Annotated in this window: 15 protein-coding genes; 7 read left to right on the top strand and 8 right to left on the bottom strand. The window is 68.5% G+C overall.

Annotated features, from left to right (window positions below):
* Positions 1-2: 2 nt before the first annotated feature.
* The 5 genes from minD to J2W36_RS09375 form a co-directional block, all read right to left on the bottom strand.
* Positions 3-818 carry a septum site-determining protein MinD gene (gene minD / locus J2W36_RS09395; protein WP_307689448.1) on the bottom strand — a complete coding sequence of 272 codons (816 nt, stop codon included), beginning with the start codon at positions 816-818 and terminating at the stop codon, positions 3-5.
* A 66-nt stretch (positions 819-884) separates the two neighbouring features.
* On the bottom strand, positions 885-1,649 hold the full coding sequence (gene minC / locus J2W36_RS09390) for a septum site-determining protein MinC (RefSeq protein WP_307689447.1): 765 nt from the start codon (positions 1,647-1,649) through the stop codon (positions 885-887).
* A 199-nt stretch (positions 1,650-1,848) separates the two neighbouring features.
* On the bottom strand, positions 1,849-2,679 hold the full coding sequence (locus J2W36_RS09385) for a transporter (protein WP_307689446.1): 831 nt from the start codon (positions 2,677-2,679) through the stop codon (positions 1,849-1,851).
* A 148-nt stretch (positions 2,680-2,827) separates the two neighbouring features.
* Positions 2,828-4,126, bottom strand: a complete 1,299-nt coding sequence (locus tag J2W36_RS09380; RefSeq protein ID WP_307689445.1) for a solute carrier family 23 protein — start codon at positions 4,124-4,126, stop codon at positions 2,828-2,830.
* A gap of 159 nt (positions 4,127-4,285) precedes the next feature.
* Positions 4,286-4,711, bottom strand: a complete 426-nt coding sequence (locus tag J2W36_RS09375) for a hotdog fold thioesterase (protein ID WP_307689444.1) — start codon at positions 4,709-4,711, stop codon at positions 4,286-4,288.
* A 140-nt stretch (positions 4,712-4,851) separates the two neighbouring features.
* On the opposite strand from J2W36_RS09375, the gene J2W36_RS09370 reads away from it, so the two are divergent.
* The 3 genes from J2W36_RS09370 (at position 4,852) to J2W36_RS09360 (ending at position 8,838) form a co-directional block, all read left to right on the top strand.
* The gene (locus J2W36_RS09370) at positions 4,852-6,150 is read left to right on the top strand and encodes an AsmA family protein (RefSeq protein ID WP_307689443.1); all 1,299 of its coding nucleotides are present in this window, start codon (positions 4,852-4,854) and stop codon (positions 6,148-6,150) included.
* Between the two features lie 125 nt (positions 6,151-6,275).
* Positions 6,276-8,288 carry an acetoacetate--CoA ligase gene (locus tag J2W36_RS09365; RefSeq protein ID WP_307689442.1) on the top strand — a complete coding sequence of 671 codons (2,013 nt, stop codon included), beginning with the start codon at positions 6,276-6,278 and terminating at the stop codon, positions 8,286-8,288.
* Positions 8,289-8,364: 76 nt separating this feature from the next.
* Complete coding sequence (locus J2W36_RS09360) at positions 8,365-8,838, top strand: hemerythrin domain-containing protein (protein WP_307689441.1); 474 nt, start codon at positions 8,365-8,367, stop codon at positions 8,836-8,838.
* Between the two features lie 35 nt (positions 8,839-8,873).
* Here the strand turns inward: J2W36_RS09360 and J2W36_RS09355 are convergent, their stop codons facing one another.
* Complete coding sequence (locus tag J2W36_RS09355) at positions 8,874-9,275, bottom strand: phage holin family protein (protein WP_307689440.1); 402 nt, start codon at positions 9,273-9,275, stop codon at positions 8,874-8,876.
* A 170-nt stretch (positions 9,276-9,445) separates the two neighbouring features.
* Here J2W36_RS09355 and J2W36_RS09350 point away from each other — a divergent pair, with 170 nt between their 5' ends.
* Complete coding sequence (locus J2W36_RS09350) at positions 9,446-11,176, top strand: peptidoglycan D,D-transpeptidase FtsI family protein (RefSeq protein ID WP_307689439.1); 1,731 nt, start codon at positions 9,446-9,448, stop codon at positions 11,174-11,176.
* Between the two features lie 60 nt (positions 11,177-11,236).
* Here J2W36_RS09350 and J2W36_RS09345 read toward each other — a convergent pair whose 3' ends face one another.
* Complete coding sequence (locus J2W36_RS09345; protein WP_307689438.1) at positions 11,237-12,139, bottom strand: LysR substrate-binding domain-containing protein; 903 nt, start codon at positions 12,137-12,139, stop codon at positions 11,237-11,239.
* 205 nt (positions 12,140-12,344) lie between these two features.
* On the opposite strand from J2W36_RS09345, the gene J2W36_RS09340 reads away from it, so the two are divergent.
* The 3 genes from J2W36_RS09340 to J2W36_RS09330 all read left to right on the top strand — a co-directional run bounded on the left by J2W36_RS09340 (position 12,345) and on the right by J2W36_RS09330 (position 16,645).
* A complete protein-coding gene (locus tag J2W36_RS09340; protein WP_307689437.1) occupies positions 12,345-13,544 on the top strand; it encodes an acyl-CoA dehydrogenase in 1,200 nt (399 codons plus the stop codon).
* A 117-nt stretch (positions 13,545-13,661) separates the two neighbouring features.
* Positions 13,662-14,906: a CaiB/BaiF CoA transferase family protein gene (locus tag J2W36_RS09335; RefSeq protein ID WP_307689436.1), complete on the top strand. Its 1,245-nt coding sequence runs from the start codon at positions 13,662-13,664 to the stop codon at positions 14,904-14,906.
* A gap of 17 nt (positions 14,907-14,923) precedes the next feature.
* A complete protein-coding gene (locus J2W36_RS09330; RefSeq protein WP_307689435.1) occupies positions 14,924-16,645 on the top strand; it encodes a trehalase family glycosidase in 1,722 nt (573 codons plus the stop codon).
* Positions 16,646-16,671: 26 nt separating this feature from the next.
* Here the strand turns inward: J2W36_RS09330 and J2W36_RS09325 are convergent, their stop codons facing one another.
* Positions 16,672-17,169 (bottom strand): hypothetical protein, encoded by a 498-nt coding sequence (locus J2W36_RS09325; RefSeq protein ID WP_307689434.1) that lies wholly within the window; start codon positions 17,167-17,169, stop codon positions 16,672-16,674.
* Positions 17,170-17,196 lie beyond the last annotated feature (27 nt).

The raw sequence follows: 17,196 nt of genomic DNA, 5'->3' as shown, positions 1-17,196 counted from the left end.
GGTCACTTGCTCCCGAAGATGCGCTTGAAGAAGCCGGGCTTCTCGGCATCGACGAAGCGCATGGGACGCTCCTCGCCCAGGAAGCGGGCGACCACGTCGGTGTAGGCCTCGGACACGTCGGTGCCCTTGTCGTGGATGGCCGGCACGCCCTGGTTGGACGCGTTGAGCACGGTTTCCGATTCCGGAATCACGCCGATGAGCTTGATTCGCAGGATGTCCTGGATGTCTTCCAGCGACAGCATCTGGCCACCCGCCACGCGGTTGGGGTTGTAGCGGGTGATCAGCAGGTGTTCCTTGATCGGCTCGCCGCCGTCCTTGGCGCGTTGCGTCTTGCTGCTGAGCATGCCCAGGATGCGGTCGGAGTCGCGCACCGAGGACACTTCGGGGTTGGTCACCACCAGCGCCTCGTCGGCGAAGTGCATCGCCATCATCGCGCCGGTCTCGATGCCGGCGGGGGAATCGCAGACGATGTAGTCGAAGTCCATCGCGGCCAGGTCCTTGAGGACCTTCTCGACGCCTTCCTGCGTCAGCGCTTCCTTGTCGCGCGTCTGCGAGGCGGCCAGCACGAACAGGTTGTCGCACTGCTTGTCCTTGATCAGCGCCTGGCTCAGGTTGGCCTCGCCCTGGATCACGTTGATCAGGTCATAGACCACGCGGCGTTCGCAGCCCATGATCAGGTCCAGGTTGCGCAGGCCGACGTCGAAGTCGATCACGGCCGTTTTCTTGCCGGCCAGGGCCAGGCCCGATGCAAAGCTCGCGCTCGTCGTCGTCTTGCCGACGCCGCCCTTGCCCGATGTCACCACCACAATTTTGGCCATGGCCATTCCTTCTACGTGTTCAAGTTGTTCAGTGCGTCGATCGCGCTGCGCGCAGGCGGCATGCCGTCATGCAATCGGATCGATCATGATTTTCTGGCCGTCCAGCTGGATCTGGACCGCCTTGCCCGCGAGGTGCGCGGGCAGCGCGACCTCCGCGGTGCGGTAAATGCCGGCGATGGCGACCAGTTCGGCCTCCATGCAGGTCGTGAAGATGCGTGCTTCGGTGTTGCCGCGCGCGCCGGCAATCGCCTTGCCGCGAAGCGGGGCATACACATGCACGTTGCCGTCGGCGATGACTTCGGCGCCGCAGTTGACCACCGCCATGACGATCACGTCGCCACCGCGCGCGTAGACCTGCTGGCCCGAACGCAGCGGCTTGGTGACCACCAGCGTGCCGCTCGCGGGCACGGGCACTTCGCGCACGATCTGCGGTGCCTCGGTGGGTGCCGCGGGCGCAGCCGGCACGGGTGCCCGGGCGCCCGGTGCCGGTGTGACCGGCATGTCGGTCACCACCAGGCCGGCCGCACGGGCTGCCACGTGGTGCGCCGGGCTCCCACCGCGCACGGCGATGGGCTGCGTCTGATGGCGCGAGAGCAGGACGCGCAGTGCCTGGAAGTCGATGCCGGACGCAGCCAAGTCCTCCGGCAACAGCGAGAGGTCGATGACCACGGGCTCCTGCTCGAAGAAGTCGGGCGAGTCCGCCAACTGGGCGTCGAGCGCCTCCGCCAGCACCTGGAGGTCGTTCGTCTTCAGGATGACGGCGATCAGGGGCAGCGTGGCGCTCTTGAATTCGAAAACCGCCTTGGTGCGCGCGGCGGAAGCATCTGCCATTGGAAAAAGATTCTGCTCGAAAAGCGTTGGAGTCTAACGGGGCGCCCCGCAGCCAACACGGGCCGACGGGTTCCGGGCCGTATTCTTGCATTGGCAGGGCACCGCCGCGTGCACGTGCCGACCCTGCAGTTGTAACAGGATCGGACCTCCATCCTCCGGGGCAGGCCCGGCCGAACGCTGCGCGCGTCGCGCGCCGGCTTCAGAACCGCACCGAGATGCCCACGCCCCATTGCATGCGCGGGGTCTCGCGGGTCAGTCCGCGTGCGACGGAAAAGTCGACCTGCACGGCATGCGTGACGGCGTAGGTCACGCCGGCGTCGAGGGTGACCAGCGAGCCGCCATCGCGCTGGCGGGCGAGCCGGCGTCCTGCCACTTCGAGGTAGGTGCGCCATTCCGGCGTCCAGGCCTTGCCCAGCGTGACCGCGAAGATGCCGCTGAGGAAACGCTCGCGCTGCGCGTTGTGGTCGATCGCCAGGCCAGGCATCACGCCGATCGACCATTGCTGCGGCAGCGCCCATTCGGCCACCATGCGCAGCGACGGCGTGACGCCCTGGCCGCGGAAGGCTGCGCTGCCCGAGTCGACATCGACATGGGCCAGCCAGGCGATGTCGGGTGTGCCGCGTTCTTCGTCGCCTTCGCGCTGGCGCCATTTGACGCCGAAAGAAGTGTCGGACCAGCCGCTGTCGTTGCGGGTGAGGCCGGTGGCGGTGTCCCGCGAACCGGCGAGCGCACGGCCGTCGGTCTCGACGCGCAACTCCACCGTGTCGTTCAGGCCCATGCGCATCAGCGTCGGCGTGGTGCGCAGGTGGGTGCGCACGCCGTTGGCACGGTCGCGTTCCGACGAAAAACCGGCCTCGACCTGCACGTGGCCGGGACCGACCACGTCGGCCGATTCGACGAAGTCGGGCCGGTCGGTGGAAATGGTGTCGGCCTTCGACAGCACCGGATGCAGCATGCAGGCGCCGGCGAGCACGGCCAATGCGATGGGGCAGCTCTGACGCAGCGAAGAGGGAGGAGGAGGAAAGTTCATGGCATCCACGGAGCGTTGGACCCACCCGGGGTGTCGAGTGGTGTCAGGTCGTCCGTGGATTGGATGACGCCCGGTGCCTGCGTGTGTGCCGGAGTCGTTAAATTCTTGCGTCGGCGCTGTCACGCATCCGGCGCCGACGCGCGTGCCCTCAGGCGTTGCGCGCGCGCCCGAGCAGCGCCCACAGCAGGATGGCGCCGAAGGTGGCGGTGCCAATGCCGCCGAGCGCGAACTGGCCGAACTTCAGCGTGAAGTCGCCGGTGCCGATGATCAGCGTGATGGCCGCAACGATCAGGTTGCGGTTCTGCGAGAAGTCGACTTTGTTGTCGACCCAGATCTTCGCGCCGGCCACGGCGATCAGGCCGAACACCACGATGCTCACGCCGCCCATCACCGGCAGCGGGATGGCCTGGATCAGCGCGCCGAACTTCGGCGAGAAGCCCAGCACCAGCGCGATCACGGCAGCCACCACGAACACCGCGGTCGAGTAGATGCGCGTGGCCGCCATCACGCCGATGTTCTCGGCGTAGGTGGTCACGCCCGTGCCGCCGGCCATGCCGCTGACCACCGTGGCCACGCCATCGGCCATGAACGCGCGGCCGGTGAGTGGATCGAGGTTGCGTCCGGTCATGGCAGTGACGGCCTTCAGGTGCCCCAGGTTCTCGGCCACCAGGATGATCGCCACCGGCGCGATCAGCAGCATGGCGTTGGCGGAGAACACGGGCGCAGTGAAGGCCGGGGTGCCGATCCAGGCGGCCGCCGCGATGCCGCTCAGGTCGACCGGCTTGCCCAGGCCCAGGCCGTTGGTCAGCACGGCATAGAGCACGGTGGCCAGGACCAGCCCCACCAGGATCAGCAGGCGCTGCACCATGCCGCGCGCGAACACGGCCACCAGCCCTACGCACAGGAAGGTGGCGGCCTGCATCCAGGCCTCGAAGTTGTTGGCCGCCATGTTCTTGATCGGCACGTTGGCCAGGTTCAGGCCGATCACCGCGACCACCGCACCGGTCACCACCGGCGGCATGAAGCGCTCGATCCAACCCGTGCCCACCGCCTGCACCAGCGCGCCGATGGCGATGCAGAGCACCCCGCTGGCGACGATGCCGCCGAGCGCGACGGCGATGTTGGCGTTCGGCCCGCTGCCCGCGTAGCCGCTGGCGGCGATCACCACGCCGATGAAGGCGAAGCTCGAGCCCAGGTAACTGGGCACGCGCCCGCCGGTGATCAGAAAGAAGATGAGCGTGCCGATGCCGCTCATCAGAATGGCCAGGTTGGGGCTGAAGCCCATGAGGATCGGCGCCAGCACGGTCGCGCCGAACATGGCGACGACGTGCTGCACGCCCATCAGCACAGTCTGCGGCCAGGCCAGCCGCTCGTCGGGCGCCACCACCGTGCCCTCCACGGCACGCACTTCGCGCCAACCGGCGCGCATCGGATTGCTGGGGTTCATTGCTTGTCTCCGCAGGGTCAAAAACCCCGTATTACACCCGGATGCAAGCAGCGCGCTCGGCGCAAGACACCGCGGAACCGGCGCCGCCGGTCCGCCGGTGTCGCCCCCTGCAAGGGGGAAGGCGAAGCGACACGCAGTGCGCGGAGCCTGGGGGTGGGCCTACTTTCGGGGCAGGAGCATCGACATCGTCAGGCGCGACACGCAGGTCAGTTCACCGGCCTCGTTCACCATGTCGATCTGCCAGACCTGGATGGTGCGCCCGCGGTGCACCGGCCGCGCGGTGCCCGTGACCCAGCCACTGCGCGCCGAGCGCAGGTGGTTGGCATTGATGTCCAGGCCCACGGCGCCATGGCCTTCGGGCGAGGAATAGTAGGCGCCGCTCGACCCCAGCGTTTCGGCCAGCACCACCGACACGCCGCCGTGCAGCAGGCCGAAGGGCTGGATGGTGCGCTCGTCGACCGGCACGCGGCCCCGCAGGAAGTCGTCGCCGACTTCGGTGAATTCGATGCCCAGGCGCGACACGGCGCTGTTCAGGCCGCCTTGCGTCAGGAGTTCGAGGGAGATGGGTTTTTGCCAGATGGCCATGGAATGAGCAGACAGGAAAGGAAAAGGAATGCCGAGCAAGCCGGATGCCAAAACTATAGCGAGCCCGCGCACCGCCGGCGCACGACGGGTCGCCGGCCGACATCCAGCCGGGCCTGGCAGGCACTAAGCTGGGCACCAACATGAAGAACGCACAACGCTGGACCCTGGGCATCGCCGCGTCGCTGGTGGGCGCGGGCGTGATCGTGGCGGGCCTGGCGGCCTGGCTGATTCCCAGCGACGAGCAACTCGCGCAGCGCATCGGCCAGGCGTTCGAGCAGCGCACCGGTGTGGCGCTGAAGATCGGGCGGGTGCACTGGACGCTGCGGCCGTTGCCGCGCATCGTGCTCGAAGACCTGGCGACGGTGCAGGACGAGCCCATCCGCGTGGGCCGGCTGGTTGTCGAGCCACAACTGCGGCCGTTGCTGGCCAGGAAAATCCGCATCGACGAGGTCGACATCGCCGACGTCGAGGTGTCGCGGGCGTCGGTCCAGGCATTCAAGGGGGTGCAGATGAAGGACCCGGCGTCGGACTCGGCCTGGACGATGGCCGACGTGCCGCTGGGCGAGGTGCGCTTTGCCCGCGTCAGCTGGAGCGACCGGCGTGGCATCGCGCTGGGCTATGACGGCCACATCGTGTTCGACGCGCAGTGGCGGCCCCGCACCGCGGAGATCGCGCGCCACGACGCCGCACCGCCTGCGCGCCTGCGCCTGGCGCGTGAAGGCGATGCCGACCGCTGGCGCACCCTGGTCGACGTGGGCGGCGGCACGGCCAACGGCATCACCCTGCTGGAAACGCTGGCCGACGGTCAGGTCAAGCTCACGGCCCAACTCGCCCCCGATGGCGTCGATGTCGGCGGCCTGGTGCAGGTGTTCGGGCGCAGCGCACCGATCGCCGGCAAGCTCTACGGACAGACCACCGTCACGTCTGAGGCGGCCGCGCTCACCGGGCTCTGGGGCGCGTTGCATACGCAGACGCGGGGTGCGGTGCGGCCTGCCACGCTCACCCGCTTCGACCTGGCGAAAGCCGTCAAGACGGCCGGCATCAGCCGCGGCGGCACGACGCCGCTCGACGAACTCAGCGGTACGCTCGACACGCAGAACACCGAGAACGGCGTGCGCATGACCTACACCGGCTTGAAGGCACGCTCCGGGGTGCTCACCGCGACCGGCAGCGTGCGCATCTTCAACCGCAAGCTCGACGGCGAGGCGGCGGTGGACATCGTGGATGGCGTGGTGGGCATGCCGCTGAAGCTCGGCGGCACGCTCGACGATCCGCAACTGTCGCTCACCGGTGGCGCACTGGCCGGCGCCGCTGTCGGCACGGCCGTGCTGCCGGGGGTGGGCACCGCCCTGGGCGCGCGCATCGGCCAGCAGATCGAGCGCATCTTCGGCGACGAGGAGGGAGCGAAGCGCGCGGCCCCCCAGCGCCCGCGACCCTAGCGGCTTCGCCTCGCCAAAGGGGCGTGCTTGCGGCGGTGCCGCACAGCCAGGGCTCGTCCCGTCGGCGACAAGCCACGGGATTGTCCCGCTGACGCGGCCAGCGGCTGCGCCGTAAGCTCATCGCCATGACCGCTGCGCCCCACGTTCCCCAGATCCGCCTCTACCAAGACTGGCTGCGCACGCAGCACGGCCGCAGCTTCAACGCCTACGGCGACCTCTGGCGCTGGTCGACCACCGATTTGGACGGCTTCTGGCAGAGCATCTGGGACTACCACGGCATGCAGTCGCCGACGCCGCACAGCGCGGTCATCCAGGAGCGCAGGATGCCCGGCGCCGTCTGGTTCCCGGGCGCGCAGGTCAACTACGCACGCGAGGTGCTGCGCCATGCCGATGCGGCGCATGCGGCCGGCATGGCGGCCATCATCAGCGACAACGAGCGCGGCGAGGTGCGCGAGATGGCGTGGCCTGAACTGCGCCGCCAGGTCGCCTCGGTCGCGCTCACGTTGAAGTCGCTCGGCGTGCAGCGCGGCGACCGCGTCGCGGCCTACCTGCCCAACGTGCCCGAGACCATCGTCGCCTGCCTGGCTTGCCTGAGCATCGGCGCCGTGTGGAGCGTGTGCGCCCCCGACATGGGCACCGCCGCCGTGGCCGACCGCTTCCGCCAGATCGAGCCCAAGGTGCTGATCGCGGCCGATGGCGTGCACTACGGCGGCAAGCCGCTCGACCGCAGCGCCGTCGTGCAGGAACTGCGCGGTCAGCTGCCGAGCGTCGAGACGCTGCTCCTGCTGCGCACGCCGTATGCAACGAGCCAGCTCGATGCCGAGACCGACTGGGCCGACGCCATCGCGCGCGACGACGCCGCGGTCGCCGACTTCGCGCCCGAGTGGCTGCCCTTCGATCACCCGATCTGGATCGTCTATTCGAGCGGCACCACCGGCCTGCCCAAGCCCATCGTGCACGGGCACGGCGGCATCATCCTGACCATGTACGCGTGCGGGCTGCACAACGACATCGGCGCGAGCTACAGCGCCAACAACTTCGGCGAGCGCTTCCACTGGTACAGCTCCACCGGCTGGGTCATGTGGAACTGCCAGATGGGGGGCCTGGCCTTCGGCGCGACCGTCGTGCTGTACGACGGCCACCCGGCCGGCAGCAAGGACCGGCCCGACTGGGCCGTGCTGTGGCGCTTCGTCGCCAAGCACCGCGTCACCTTCTTCGGTGCCGGTGCGGCTTACTTCACCAACTGCATGAAGGCCGGCGTGAGCACCGCCGAATGCGGCGACCTGTCGCGGGTGCGTGCGCTGGGCAGCACCGGCTCGCCGCTGTCGGAAGAGGTGCAACGCTGGGGCTCGGAACAGTTCCGCGCCGCGGGCGCCGAGGACATCTGGTGGTGCAACATCTCGGGCGGCACTGACTTCTGCGGCGCCTTCGTCGGCGGCAACCGAGAGCTGCCCGAAGTACCCGGCCAGATGCAGTGCCGCCAGCTCGGTCATGCGGTCGAGGCCTGGAACGAAGACGGAAAGCCCGTCATCGGCGAGGTGGGCGAACTGGTCTGCGTGCAGCCCATCCCGTCGATGCCGCTGCGCTTCTGGGGTGACGAAGGCAACGCGCGCTACCTGTCGAGCTACTTCGATACCTATCCCGGCGTCTGGCGCCACGGCGACTGGCTCAGGGTCGGCGAGGACGGCGGCTGCATCATCTACGGCCGCAGCGACGCCACCATCAACCGCCAGGGCCTGCGCATGGGCACCAGCGAGATCTACAGCGCGGTCGAGGCGCTGCCCGAGGTCATCGACTCGATGGTGGTCGACCTCGAGTACCTGGGCCGCGACAGCTACATGCCGCTCTTCGTCGTGCTGCGCCCCGGCGTCGCGCTCGACGACGCGCTGCGCGCGAAGATCGAGGGCGCGATCAAGACCTCGCTGTCGCCGCGCTTCCTGCCCAACGACATCTTCGAGGTGACCGAAATCCCGCGCACGCTGTCGGGCAAGAAGCAGGAGTTGCCGATCAAGAAGCTGCTGCTGGGCCAGCCGATCGAGAAGGTTGTCAACAAGGAGGCGATGGCCAATCCGGCGAGCCTGGACTGGTTCGTGGCGCTGGCGGCGCGGCGTGCCGAGGCCGTCGCCCCGGCGCTCTGACCGACTGTTGAGGCAGGTCAACGCGCAAGCGGCCGCGCGTGGCTAGCCTTGGGTTTTCCGATCCAAGGAGTGCCCCATGGCCGTGCTGCAATGGTCCGAGTCGCTGTCGCTCGAACTGCCCGAGATGGACGAGACGCATCAGGAGTTCGTCGCCTTGCTCGCCCGCGTCGAGACCGCCGACGATGCGGATCTGGTGGCCGCCTGGCGCGCGCTGGTCGACCACACCGTGGGGCACTTCGGGCGTGAGGACGACTGGATGCAACGCACCGGCTTTTCGTCGACCAACTGCCACACCGTGCAGCACCGCGTGGTGCTGGAGGTCATGTGCGAAGGCTTGGTGCAGGGCCTCAAGGGACAGAACGAGGCGATCCGCCGGATGGCACGCGAACTGGCCGTGTGGTTCGTCCAGCATGCGCAGACCATGGATGCTGCGCTGGCGTTGCACCTGCGCAGCGTGGGCTTCGACGCCGCCAGCGGCGAGGTGCGCATGCCGCAGGCGCTGCCGGCGCAGACGGTGCACGGCTGCGGTTCGGCCGCTTGCACGACCTGATCCGCGCTGCAGCCGGCCTGCCCAGGCGACCCGGCCTACAGCCAGGTCCCGCTGCTGGGCATCTGGATCGTTGTGGCCGGATCGCCGCCGCCGACCATCGCGCCCACGGCCACGCTGAGCAGCGAGATGAAGATGCTCGCGAAGAACGCCGTCCAGAAACCCGACACGCGGAAACCGCGCACCAGTGCTGACACGAGCAGGATCATCAGTGCGTTGATCACGAGCAGGAACAGCCCGAAGGTCAACAGCGTCAGGGGCAGCGTGAGCAGCACCAGCAGTGGCTTGACCAGCGCGTTGGCCAGGCCCAGCAGCAGTGCGGAGCCGACAAGCGCCCCCGTGCTGTCGAACTTCAGGCCGCGAAACAGCAGGCTGGCCACCCACAGCGAGAGGGCGGTGATCGCCCATTGCACAAGAAAGGGGGTGAGGTTTTGGAACATAGGGGGTCGGCCGCACGGACCGCAGGAGAATGCACGTCATGATACCGGTGGGACCGCGTGCCGTGCCGTAGGCGCAAGTCCCCAGACAGGTGTGGATCGACGGGATGCCCGGAACTTCGCCCTGCCGTCTGCCTCCACCTGCGGTTGTTTCGAAAAAAGAGCCCGTTCCCATGATCCGTCGAGGTCCCAGCGTCCCGTACACGACCAGCCCGCTGCTGGCAAGCAAGACGCCGGTGTGGCGCAGCAAGTTCATCGTCGCCAGCATGGCCCTCGGCTTCCTGGTGCTCGCGGGCCGCGCCCTGGACATCCAGGTGCTCGACCATCGCTTCTTCCAGCACCAGGGCGAGATCCGCTTCGAGCGCACGGTGGCGCTGCCCGCGGACCGCGGGCGCATCCTCGACCGCAACGGCCGCATCCTGGCGGCCGACGTGCTGGCACCGAGCATCTGGGCCATCCCCGAGGACATCGACCGCAACGACCCGAAGACGCAGGCCGGGTTGCAGCGGCTGGCCGTGTTGCTCGACCTGCCGCAGCAGGTGCTCGACAAGAAGCTCGAGGACGAGGACAAGAGTTTCGTGTGGCTGCAGCGCCAGGTCGATGCGTCGGTGGCCAGGCAGGTCGCCGCGCTCGACATCAAGGGCATCTACCAGCGCCGCGACTACCGGCGCATCTACCCGGAAGGGGAGGCCACGGCGCACGTGGCGGGCTTCACCAACGTCGAGGACGTCGGCCAGGAGGGCGTCGAACTCGCCTTCGACAAGGAGCTGGCCGGCAAGGCCGGATCGCGCCACGTCATCAAGGACCGGTTGGGTGCGGTGGTCGAGGACACGGTCGAACAGGTGCCGCCGGTGGACGGGCAGGACATCCAGCTGAGCCTGGACGACCGGGTGCAGACGGTCGCCTACGAGCAGCTGCGCGACGCGGTGATCGCCAACAAGGCGCACGCGGGCAGCGTGGTGGTGGTCGATGCGCGCAGTGGCGAACTGCTGGCCATGGCCAACTACCCGAGCTTCGACCCCAATGACCGCCACAAGCTCAGCGGTGACCAGTTGCGCAACCGCGCCATGACCGATGTGTTCGAGCCGGGCTCGACCATGAAACCGATCACCGTGGCGACCGCGCTGCAGCTCGGCCGCGTGACGCCGCAGACCATCATCGACACCAACCCGGGGTGGATCAACGTGACAGGAGCCACCATCCACGACGACGAGAACTTCGGTGTGCTCACGGTGGCCGGTGTGATCCAGAAATCGAGCAACGTGGGCGCCACCAAGATCTCTCAGCGGCTGTCGGCCGAGGAAATGTGGAATTCGTTCACGGCGGTCGGCTTCGGCCAGAAGCCGCAGACGGTGTTTCCGGGTGCGGTCACGGGCCGGCTGCGGCCCTGGAAGTCGTGGCGGCCGATCGAGCAGGCCACCATGTCCTATGGCTACGGCCTGTCGGCCTCGCTGTTCCAGATCGCGCACGCGTACACCGCTTTCGCGCACGATGGCCAGGTGATTCCGGTGAGCCTGCTCAAGACCAACGCGCCGCCGGTGGGCGTGCCGGTGTTCTCGCCCCAGGTGGCCTCGGAGGTGCGCCAGATGATGCACCTGGCCGCCGCGCCCGGCGGCACGGCGCCGCTGGCGCGCACCGAGGGTTACTCCGTCGGCGGCAAGACCGGCACCGCCCACAAGCAGGAGGGCCACGGCTACGCCGGCCACAAGTACCGCGCCTGGTACACCGGCATGTCGCCGATCGACAAGCCCCGCGTGATCGTCGCCGTGATGATCGACGAACCCAGCGCGGGCCAGTACTTCGGCGGGCTGGTCGCCGCGCCGGTCTTCAGCCACGTGGTGCAGCAGACGTTGCGCATCCTGAACGTGCTGCCGGACCTGGCGGTGACGTCCGGCGCACACTGAGGCACTGAGGCACTGAGGCACTGAGCGCAGGAGCCTGCGGCCCGGCCACCGTCTCGGAAATCAGGCCGCCCCGGCCTGCGCCACCAGCCATTGCCTGAACAACCCCAGCGCGGGTCGCTCGTCCTGCAGCGCAGGCGCGACCAGGAAGTAGCTGCGCTCGCCGCGCAGCGGCCGGTCGCAGGCGATCACCAGTTCCCCGCGTGCGAGTTCGGCCTCGATCAGCATGCGCGGCATCAGGGCGCACCCCAGGCCGTGGCCAGCCGCGGTCGCCAGCATCGAGAACAGCTCATAGCGCGGCCCGCTGTGGGCGCGCGAGGCGTCCGCGCCCTGCGCCTCCAGCCACTGGCGCCAGCCGTCGGGCCGTGTGCTTTGCTGCAGCAGCGGCAGCCGGGCCACCTCGGCCGGCGCGATCTGCCGGCGCGGCGCGATCAGCGCGGGGCTGCAGACCGGCACCACTTCTTCGGGCAGCAGCGCGATCGAGCGCGTGCCGGCCCAGTTGGCCGTCTGCTCATGCGTGCCCGCGTAAAGCGCCGCGTCGAAGGGCGTGTCGGTGAAGAGGAAGGGACGGGTGCGCGTCTCGATGTGGACCGTGATGTCGGGATGCGTGGCCGCAAAACCGGGCAGCCGTGGGATCAGCCAGCGTGTGGCAAAGGTGGGTACCGCCGCCAACTGCAGTGCACCGCCCTGGCCCTGGCGCGCCATCGCATCGAGCGTGTCGCGTTCCATGGTGTCGAGCTGCCTGGCGATCTGGCGGGCGTAGTCGGCGCCGGCCGGCGTCAGCGCCACGCCGTGCCGCGTGCGGCGAAACAGCGCCATGCCGAGGAAGGCCTCGAGCGCGGTGATCTGGCGCGACACCGCGCTCTGGGTGAGCGCGAGTTCCTGCGCGGCGCGGGTGTAGCTTTCGTGGCGGGCGGCGGCCTCGAAGCAGATCAGGGCCTGGGTCGACGGGATTTTTCGGCGCATGGTATGCGTGGGCTACATAGTTGATGGCGTCGCCGTCGGGATGACAGCACCTTGCGGCATTGTGCGGTGCGCGGTGCTTGACGTGCGTAAAGCGCATATCTGGGTGTGCAATCGTCGTTTGCGCCGCCCTTCGGCCCGGCTTAACATCGTCGGCTGCCTCAGACCCCCCAACTCAACGATTACGAACGATCACGGAGCTCACGCCATGGCCACCAAAGCTGCATTCCACTGGGACGACCCGCTGTTGCTCGACCAGCAACTCACCGACGAAGAACGCATGATCCGCGACGCGGCCAATGCCTACTGCCAGGAGCGCCTGCTGCCCCGCGTGGTCGAGGGCTTCCGCTCCGGCGTGACCGACCCGGCCATCTTCCGCGAGATGGGTGAACTCGGCCTGCTGGGCCCGACGATCCCCGAGCAATACGGCGGCCCCGGCCTCAACTACGTGGCCTACGGCCTGATCGCCCGTGAAGTCGAGCGCGTCGATTCCGGCTACCGCTCGATGGCCAGCGTGCAGAGTTCGCTGGTGATGGTGCCGATCAACGAATTCGGCACCGAAGCGCAGAAGCAGAAGTACCTGCCCAAGCTCGCCACCGGCGAATGGATCGGCTGCTTCGGCCTGACCGAACCCGACCACGGCTCCGACCCCGGCAGCATGGTCACGCGCGCCAAGAAGGTCGCCGGCGGCTATTCGCTGTCGGGCGCCAAGATGTGGATCAGCAACTCGCCCATCGCCGACGTGTTCGTGGTGTGGGCCAAGGAAGTCAGCGAGTCCGGTACGGTCGGTCCGATCCGCGGCTTCGTGCTGGAAAAGGGCATGAAGGGCCTCTCTGCCCCCGCCATCCACAGCAAGGTCGGCCTGCGCGCGAGCATCACTGGCGAGATCGTGATGGACAACGTGTTCTGCCCCGAAGAGAACGCGTTTCCCGAAGTGCAGGGCCTCAAGGGCCCCTTCACCTGCCTGAACAGCGCGCGCTACGGCATCAGCTGGGGCGCGCTCGGCGCGGCCGAAGACTGCATGCACCGCGCCCGGCAGTACACGCTCGACCGCAAGCAGTTCGGCCGCCCGCTCGCGGCCAACCAGCTCATCCAGAAAAAGCTGGCCGACATGCAGACCGAGATCGCATTGGGCCTGCAGGGCAGCCTGCGGCTGGGCCGCATGAAGGACGAGGGCACGGCGTCGGTCGAGATCACCTCGATCATGAAGCGCAACAACTGCGGCAAGGCCCTCGACATCGCCCGCCTGGCGCGCGACATGATGGGCGGCAACGGCATCAGCGACGAGTTCGGCGTGGCACGCCACCTGGTGAACCTGGAGGTGGTGAACACCTACGAAGGCACGCACGACATCCACGCACTCATCCTGGGCCGCGCGATCACGGGCATCGCCGCATTTGCGAATTGACCCCCAGGCTTTCTCGCTTCGCGTAGACGCCAACCTCCTTTCAGGGGGCGATGCCAGCGGCCCGGCAAAGCCGGTTCCGCGGCATCTGGCGAACAGAAACGCCCATTGGAGACACCGATGACGACAGACAAAACGGCTGGCGCACTCGCCGGCCTGAAGGTGCTTGACCTCTCCCGCGTGCTCGCGGGCCCGTGGTGCACGCAGATCCTCGCGGATCTGGGCGCCGACGTCGTGAAGATCGAGCGTCCCGGCGTGGGCGATGACACGCGCACCTGGGGCCCGCCGTTCCTGAAGGACGCGGACGGCCACGACACGAACCAGTCGACCTACTTCACCGCCTGCAACCGCAACAAGCGCTCGGTCACCATCGACATGGCCACGCCCGAGGGCCAGGCGCTGCTCAAGCGCATGGCCGCGCAGAGCGACATCGTGGTGGAGAACTTCAAGACCGGTGGACTCAAGCAATATGGGCTCGACTACGAGAGTCTGAAGACGGCCAACCCGCGCCTCATCTACTGCAGCGTGACCGGCTTCGGCCATGACGGTCCGCACGCGCAGCGCGCTGGCTACGACCTGATGATCCAGGCCACCAGCGGCATGATGAGCATCACCGGCCGCGCCGACGACGTGCCCGGCGGCGGCCCGTTGCGTGTAGGTGTGGCGCTGACGGACCTGTTCACAGGCGTCTATGCGAGCACCGCGATTCTCGCTGCCCTCGAAGTGCGCCATCGCACGGGCGAAGGTCAGCACATCGACATGGCGCTGCTCGACGTGGGCATGGCCATCCTCGCGAACCAGGCCAGCGCCTTCCTGAACACCGGCAGCGTGCCGCAGCGCCAGGGCAACAGCCATCCGAGCCTGGCGCCGTACCAGGACTTCCAGACGCAGGACGGCGCGATGCTGCTGGCCATCGGCAACAACGGTCAGTTCACCCGCTTCTGCGAAGCGGCCGGTCACGCCGAATGGGCCACGGACGAACGTTTTGTCACCAACACGCTGCGCGTGAAGCACCGCGACGTGCTGATCCCGGCCATGCAGGCCGTCACGCGCACCCGCACCACGGCCGCGTGGATCGCGCTGCTCGAAGACAAGGCCGTGCCTTGCGGCCCGATCAACAACATCGCGCAGGCCTTCGACGACGAGCAAGTGCAGGCGCGCGGCCTGGCCGTGAGCCTGCCGCGCGATGCGGGCGACGGCATCGATCACATCGTCGGCGTGGCCAGCCCGCTGCGCCTGTCGGCCACGCCGCCCGTGCTGCGCCGCGCGCCCCCGTCGCTGGGGCAGCATACGGACGAAGTGCTCGCCGAGTGGGGTGTGGACGCGCAGCAGATTGCCGCTTTGCGCCAGGCGGGTGTCGTCTGAGCACAGTGCCATCGCCGTTGCCCCTGCCGTCCGTGCCGGTGCGGCGCCGGGCCACGTCGCCGGGCCTTCGCACGCAGCAGGCCGCCGCCTGCCATGCGCCCGATGTCCTGACGCCGGCCGACCGCTATGCCGAGCTTTTCGTCGCTGTCCAGCGTGGTCGCATTTTTCCCGACAGCAAGACCTTCGTCGACTGCTCGCCGCGGCGCGATCCGGCCGAGATCCTGGCCGCTTATCGCGCGGACTGCGCGCAGCCCGGCTTTGACCTGCGCGCCTTCGTCGACGCAAACTTCGTGTTGCGGCAACCCACGCAAGAGGCCTATGTGTCGGTGCCAGGCCAGCCGCTGTGTGCCCACATCGACGCGCTGTGGCCCGTGCTCACGCGCCAGCCGCTGGACCACCCGCCGCACAGCTCGCTGCTGCAGCTGCCCTTGCCCTACGTGGTTCCGGGCGGACGCTTTCGAGAGCTTTATTACTGGGATTCGTACTTCACCATGCTGGGCCTGGCGGCCAGCGGCGAAACCGAACGCCTGCACGACATGGTCGGCAATTTTGCCTATCTGATCGACACCTATGGCCATGTGCCCAACGGCACCCGCACCTACTATCTGGGGCGTTCGCAACCGCCGTTGTTCGTGTGCATGGTCGAGCTCGCCGAAGCGCTCGGTCATGTCCATGCCGCCGACTACCTTTCGCAGTTGCGCGCCGAGCATGGCTGGTGGATGCAAGGTGCGGAAGGCCTCGCGCCCGGCCAGGCGGCGCAGCGCGTGGTGCGCATGCCCGATGGCGCTGCGCTCAACCGCTACTGGGACGCCCGTGACACACCGCGTGAAGAGGCCTGGCTCGAAGACGTGACCACGGCCCAGGCGTCGGGTCGCGAGCCTGCCGAGGTCTATCGCCACTTGCGCGCCGCCGCCGAGTCGGGCTGGGACTTCAGCACGCGCTGGCTGGGCGAGCCCGACGACTGCGCCGCCGGGGCCGACGGAGGCCATGCTGCCGAGGGGACCCAGCGGGCCACGCATCGTGCCGCATCCGATGCGGCGTCGCTGCAGCGCATCTGCACGACCGACTTGCTGCCGGTCGACCTCAATGCCTTCCTGTACCGGTTGGAGCGCTGCATCGCGCGGTTGTCTGCGCAGGCGGGCGACACGGCCGCCGCACAGGATTTTTCGCAGCAGGCGCAGTCGCGCCAGCGCGCCATGCAGACGCTGATGTGGAACGCAGAGCGTGGCGCCTTCTTCGATCACGACTGGCGCCTGGGTCGGCAGCGCCGCGGGCTCACCGCCGCTGCGCTGACGCCGTTGTTCGTCGGACTGGCCGACGCGCAGCAGGCCCAGGTGCTCGCGGCCACGGTGACGCAACGCCTGCTGGCGCCGGGGGGCCTGTCGACCACCGAATGCGAAAGCGATCAGCAGTGGGACCAGCCCAATGGCTGGGCCGCGTTGCAATGGATGGCCGTGCGTGGCTTGGCCGACTACGGGCAGCATGCGCTCGCCGGCAATATCGCGCAGCGCTGGCTGGCCACGGTGGCGGCGGTGTACGAGCGCGAAGGCAAGTTGGTGGAGAAGTACGCGCTGAGACGCACCGCACACGACCAGTCGGCCGGTGGCGGCGGGGGCGAGTATCCGTTGCAGGACGGCTTCGGCTGGACCAACGGCGTGACGCGGGCGTTGATGGCGGCGCATCCGCAGCACAGCGCGCACGGCTGCGTGGGGCGCTCGGCGCAGCCGCTGCACCGCTAGCCCGCCAGCGACAGGGCCGAGGCCCTTCAGCGTGGCCTGTCGAAGCCGCTTTCGATCCAGGCGGCCGCGCTGGCACCCGTCAGCTTGAAGGTCGGTGCCACACGCACCTCGCCGAGCAGCTCGCCCAGCGCATCGTGCGCGCTCAGGGTCGCATAGGGGTTGTCCTCGTCCGGCACGATGGCCAGCGCCACGCGCACCCGGCCGCCTTCGGTGTCGACCGACACGTTCTTGTTCAGCTGCGCATGCAACTGCTGCTCGTGGCGTCGCAGCACCTCGTTGGCGGTCTTTACCAGGGTGTGAAAGGCGGGCGTGTCCAGCGGCTTGGGGTTCTTCTTGTCGCGGCCCATGGTCCAGGGGCCGACCAGCGCGGGCTCGGACTCGCCATGGCGGGTCATCGCGACGGCCCAGCCGTCGTCTTCTTCGTTCTTGATCACGCGCGCGGTCCAGGTGTCGTCGCTCCACAGGCGGGGCTCCTGGATCGGGGTGAAGGTGTTCTCGGGGGTATCGGGGCTTTCGTCGGTCATCGGAAATTCAGCAGGCAAACGCGAAGC

The sequence above is a fragment of the Variovorax ginsengisoli genome, from assembly GCF_030811835.1.
GTDB classification, from domain to species: Bacteria; Pseudomonadota; Gammaproteobacteria; order Burkholderiales; family Burkholderiaceae_C; genus Variovorax; species Variovorax ginsengisoli_C.
This window is presented reverse-complemented; position numbering and strand designations above follow the sequence as displayed.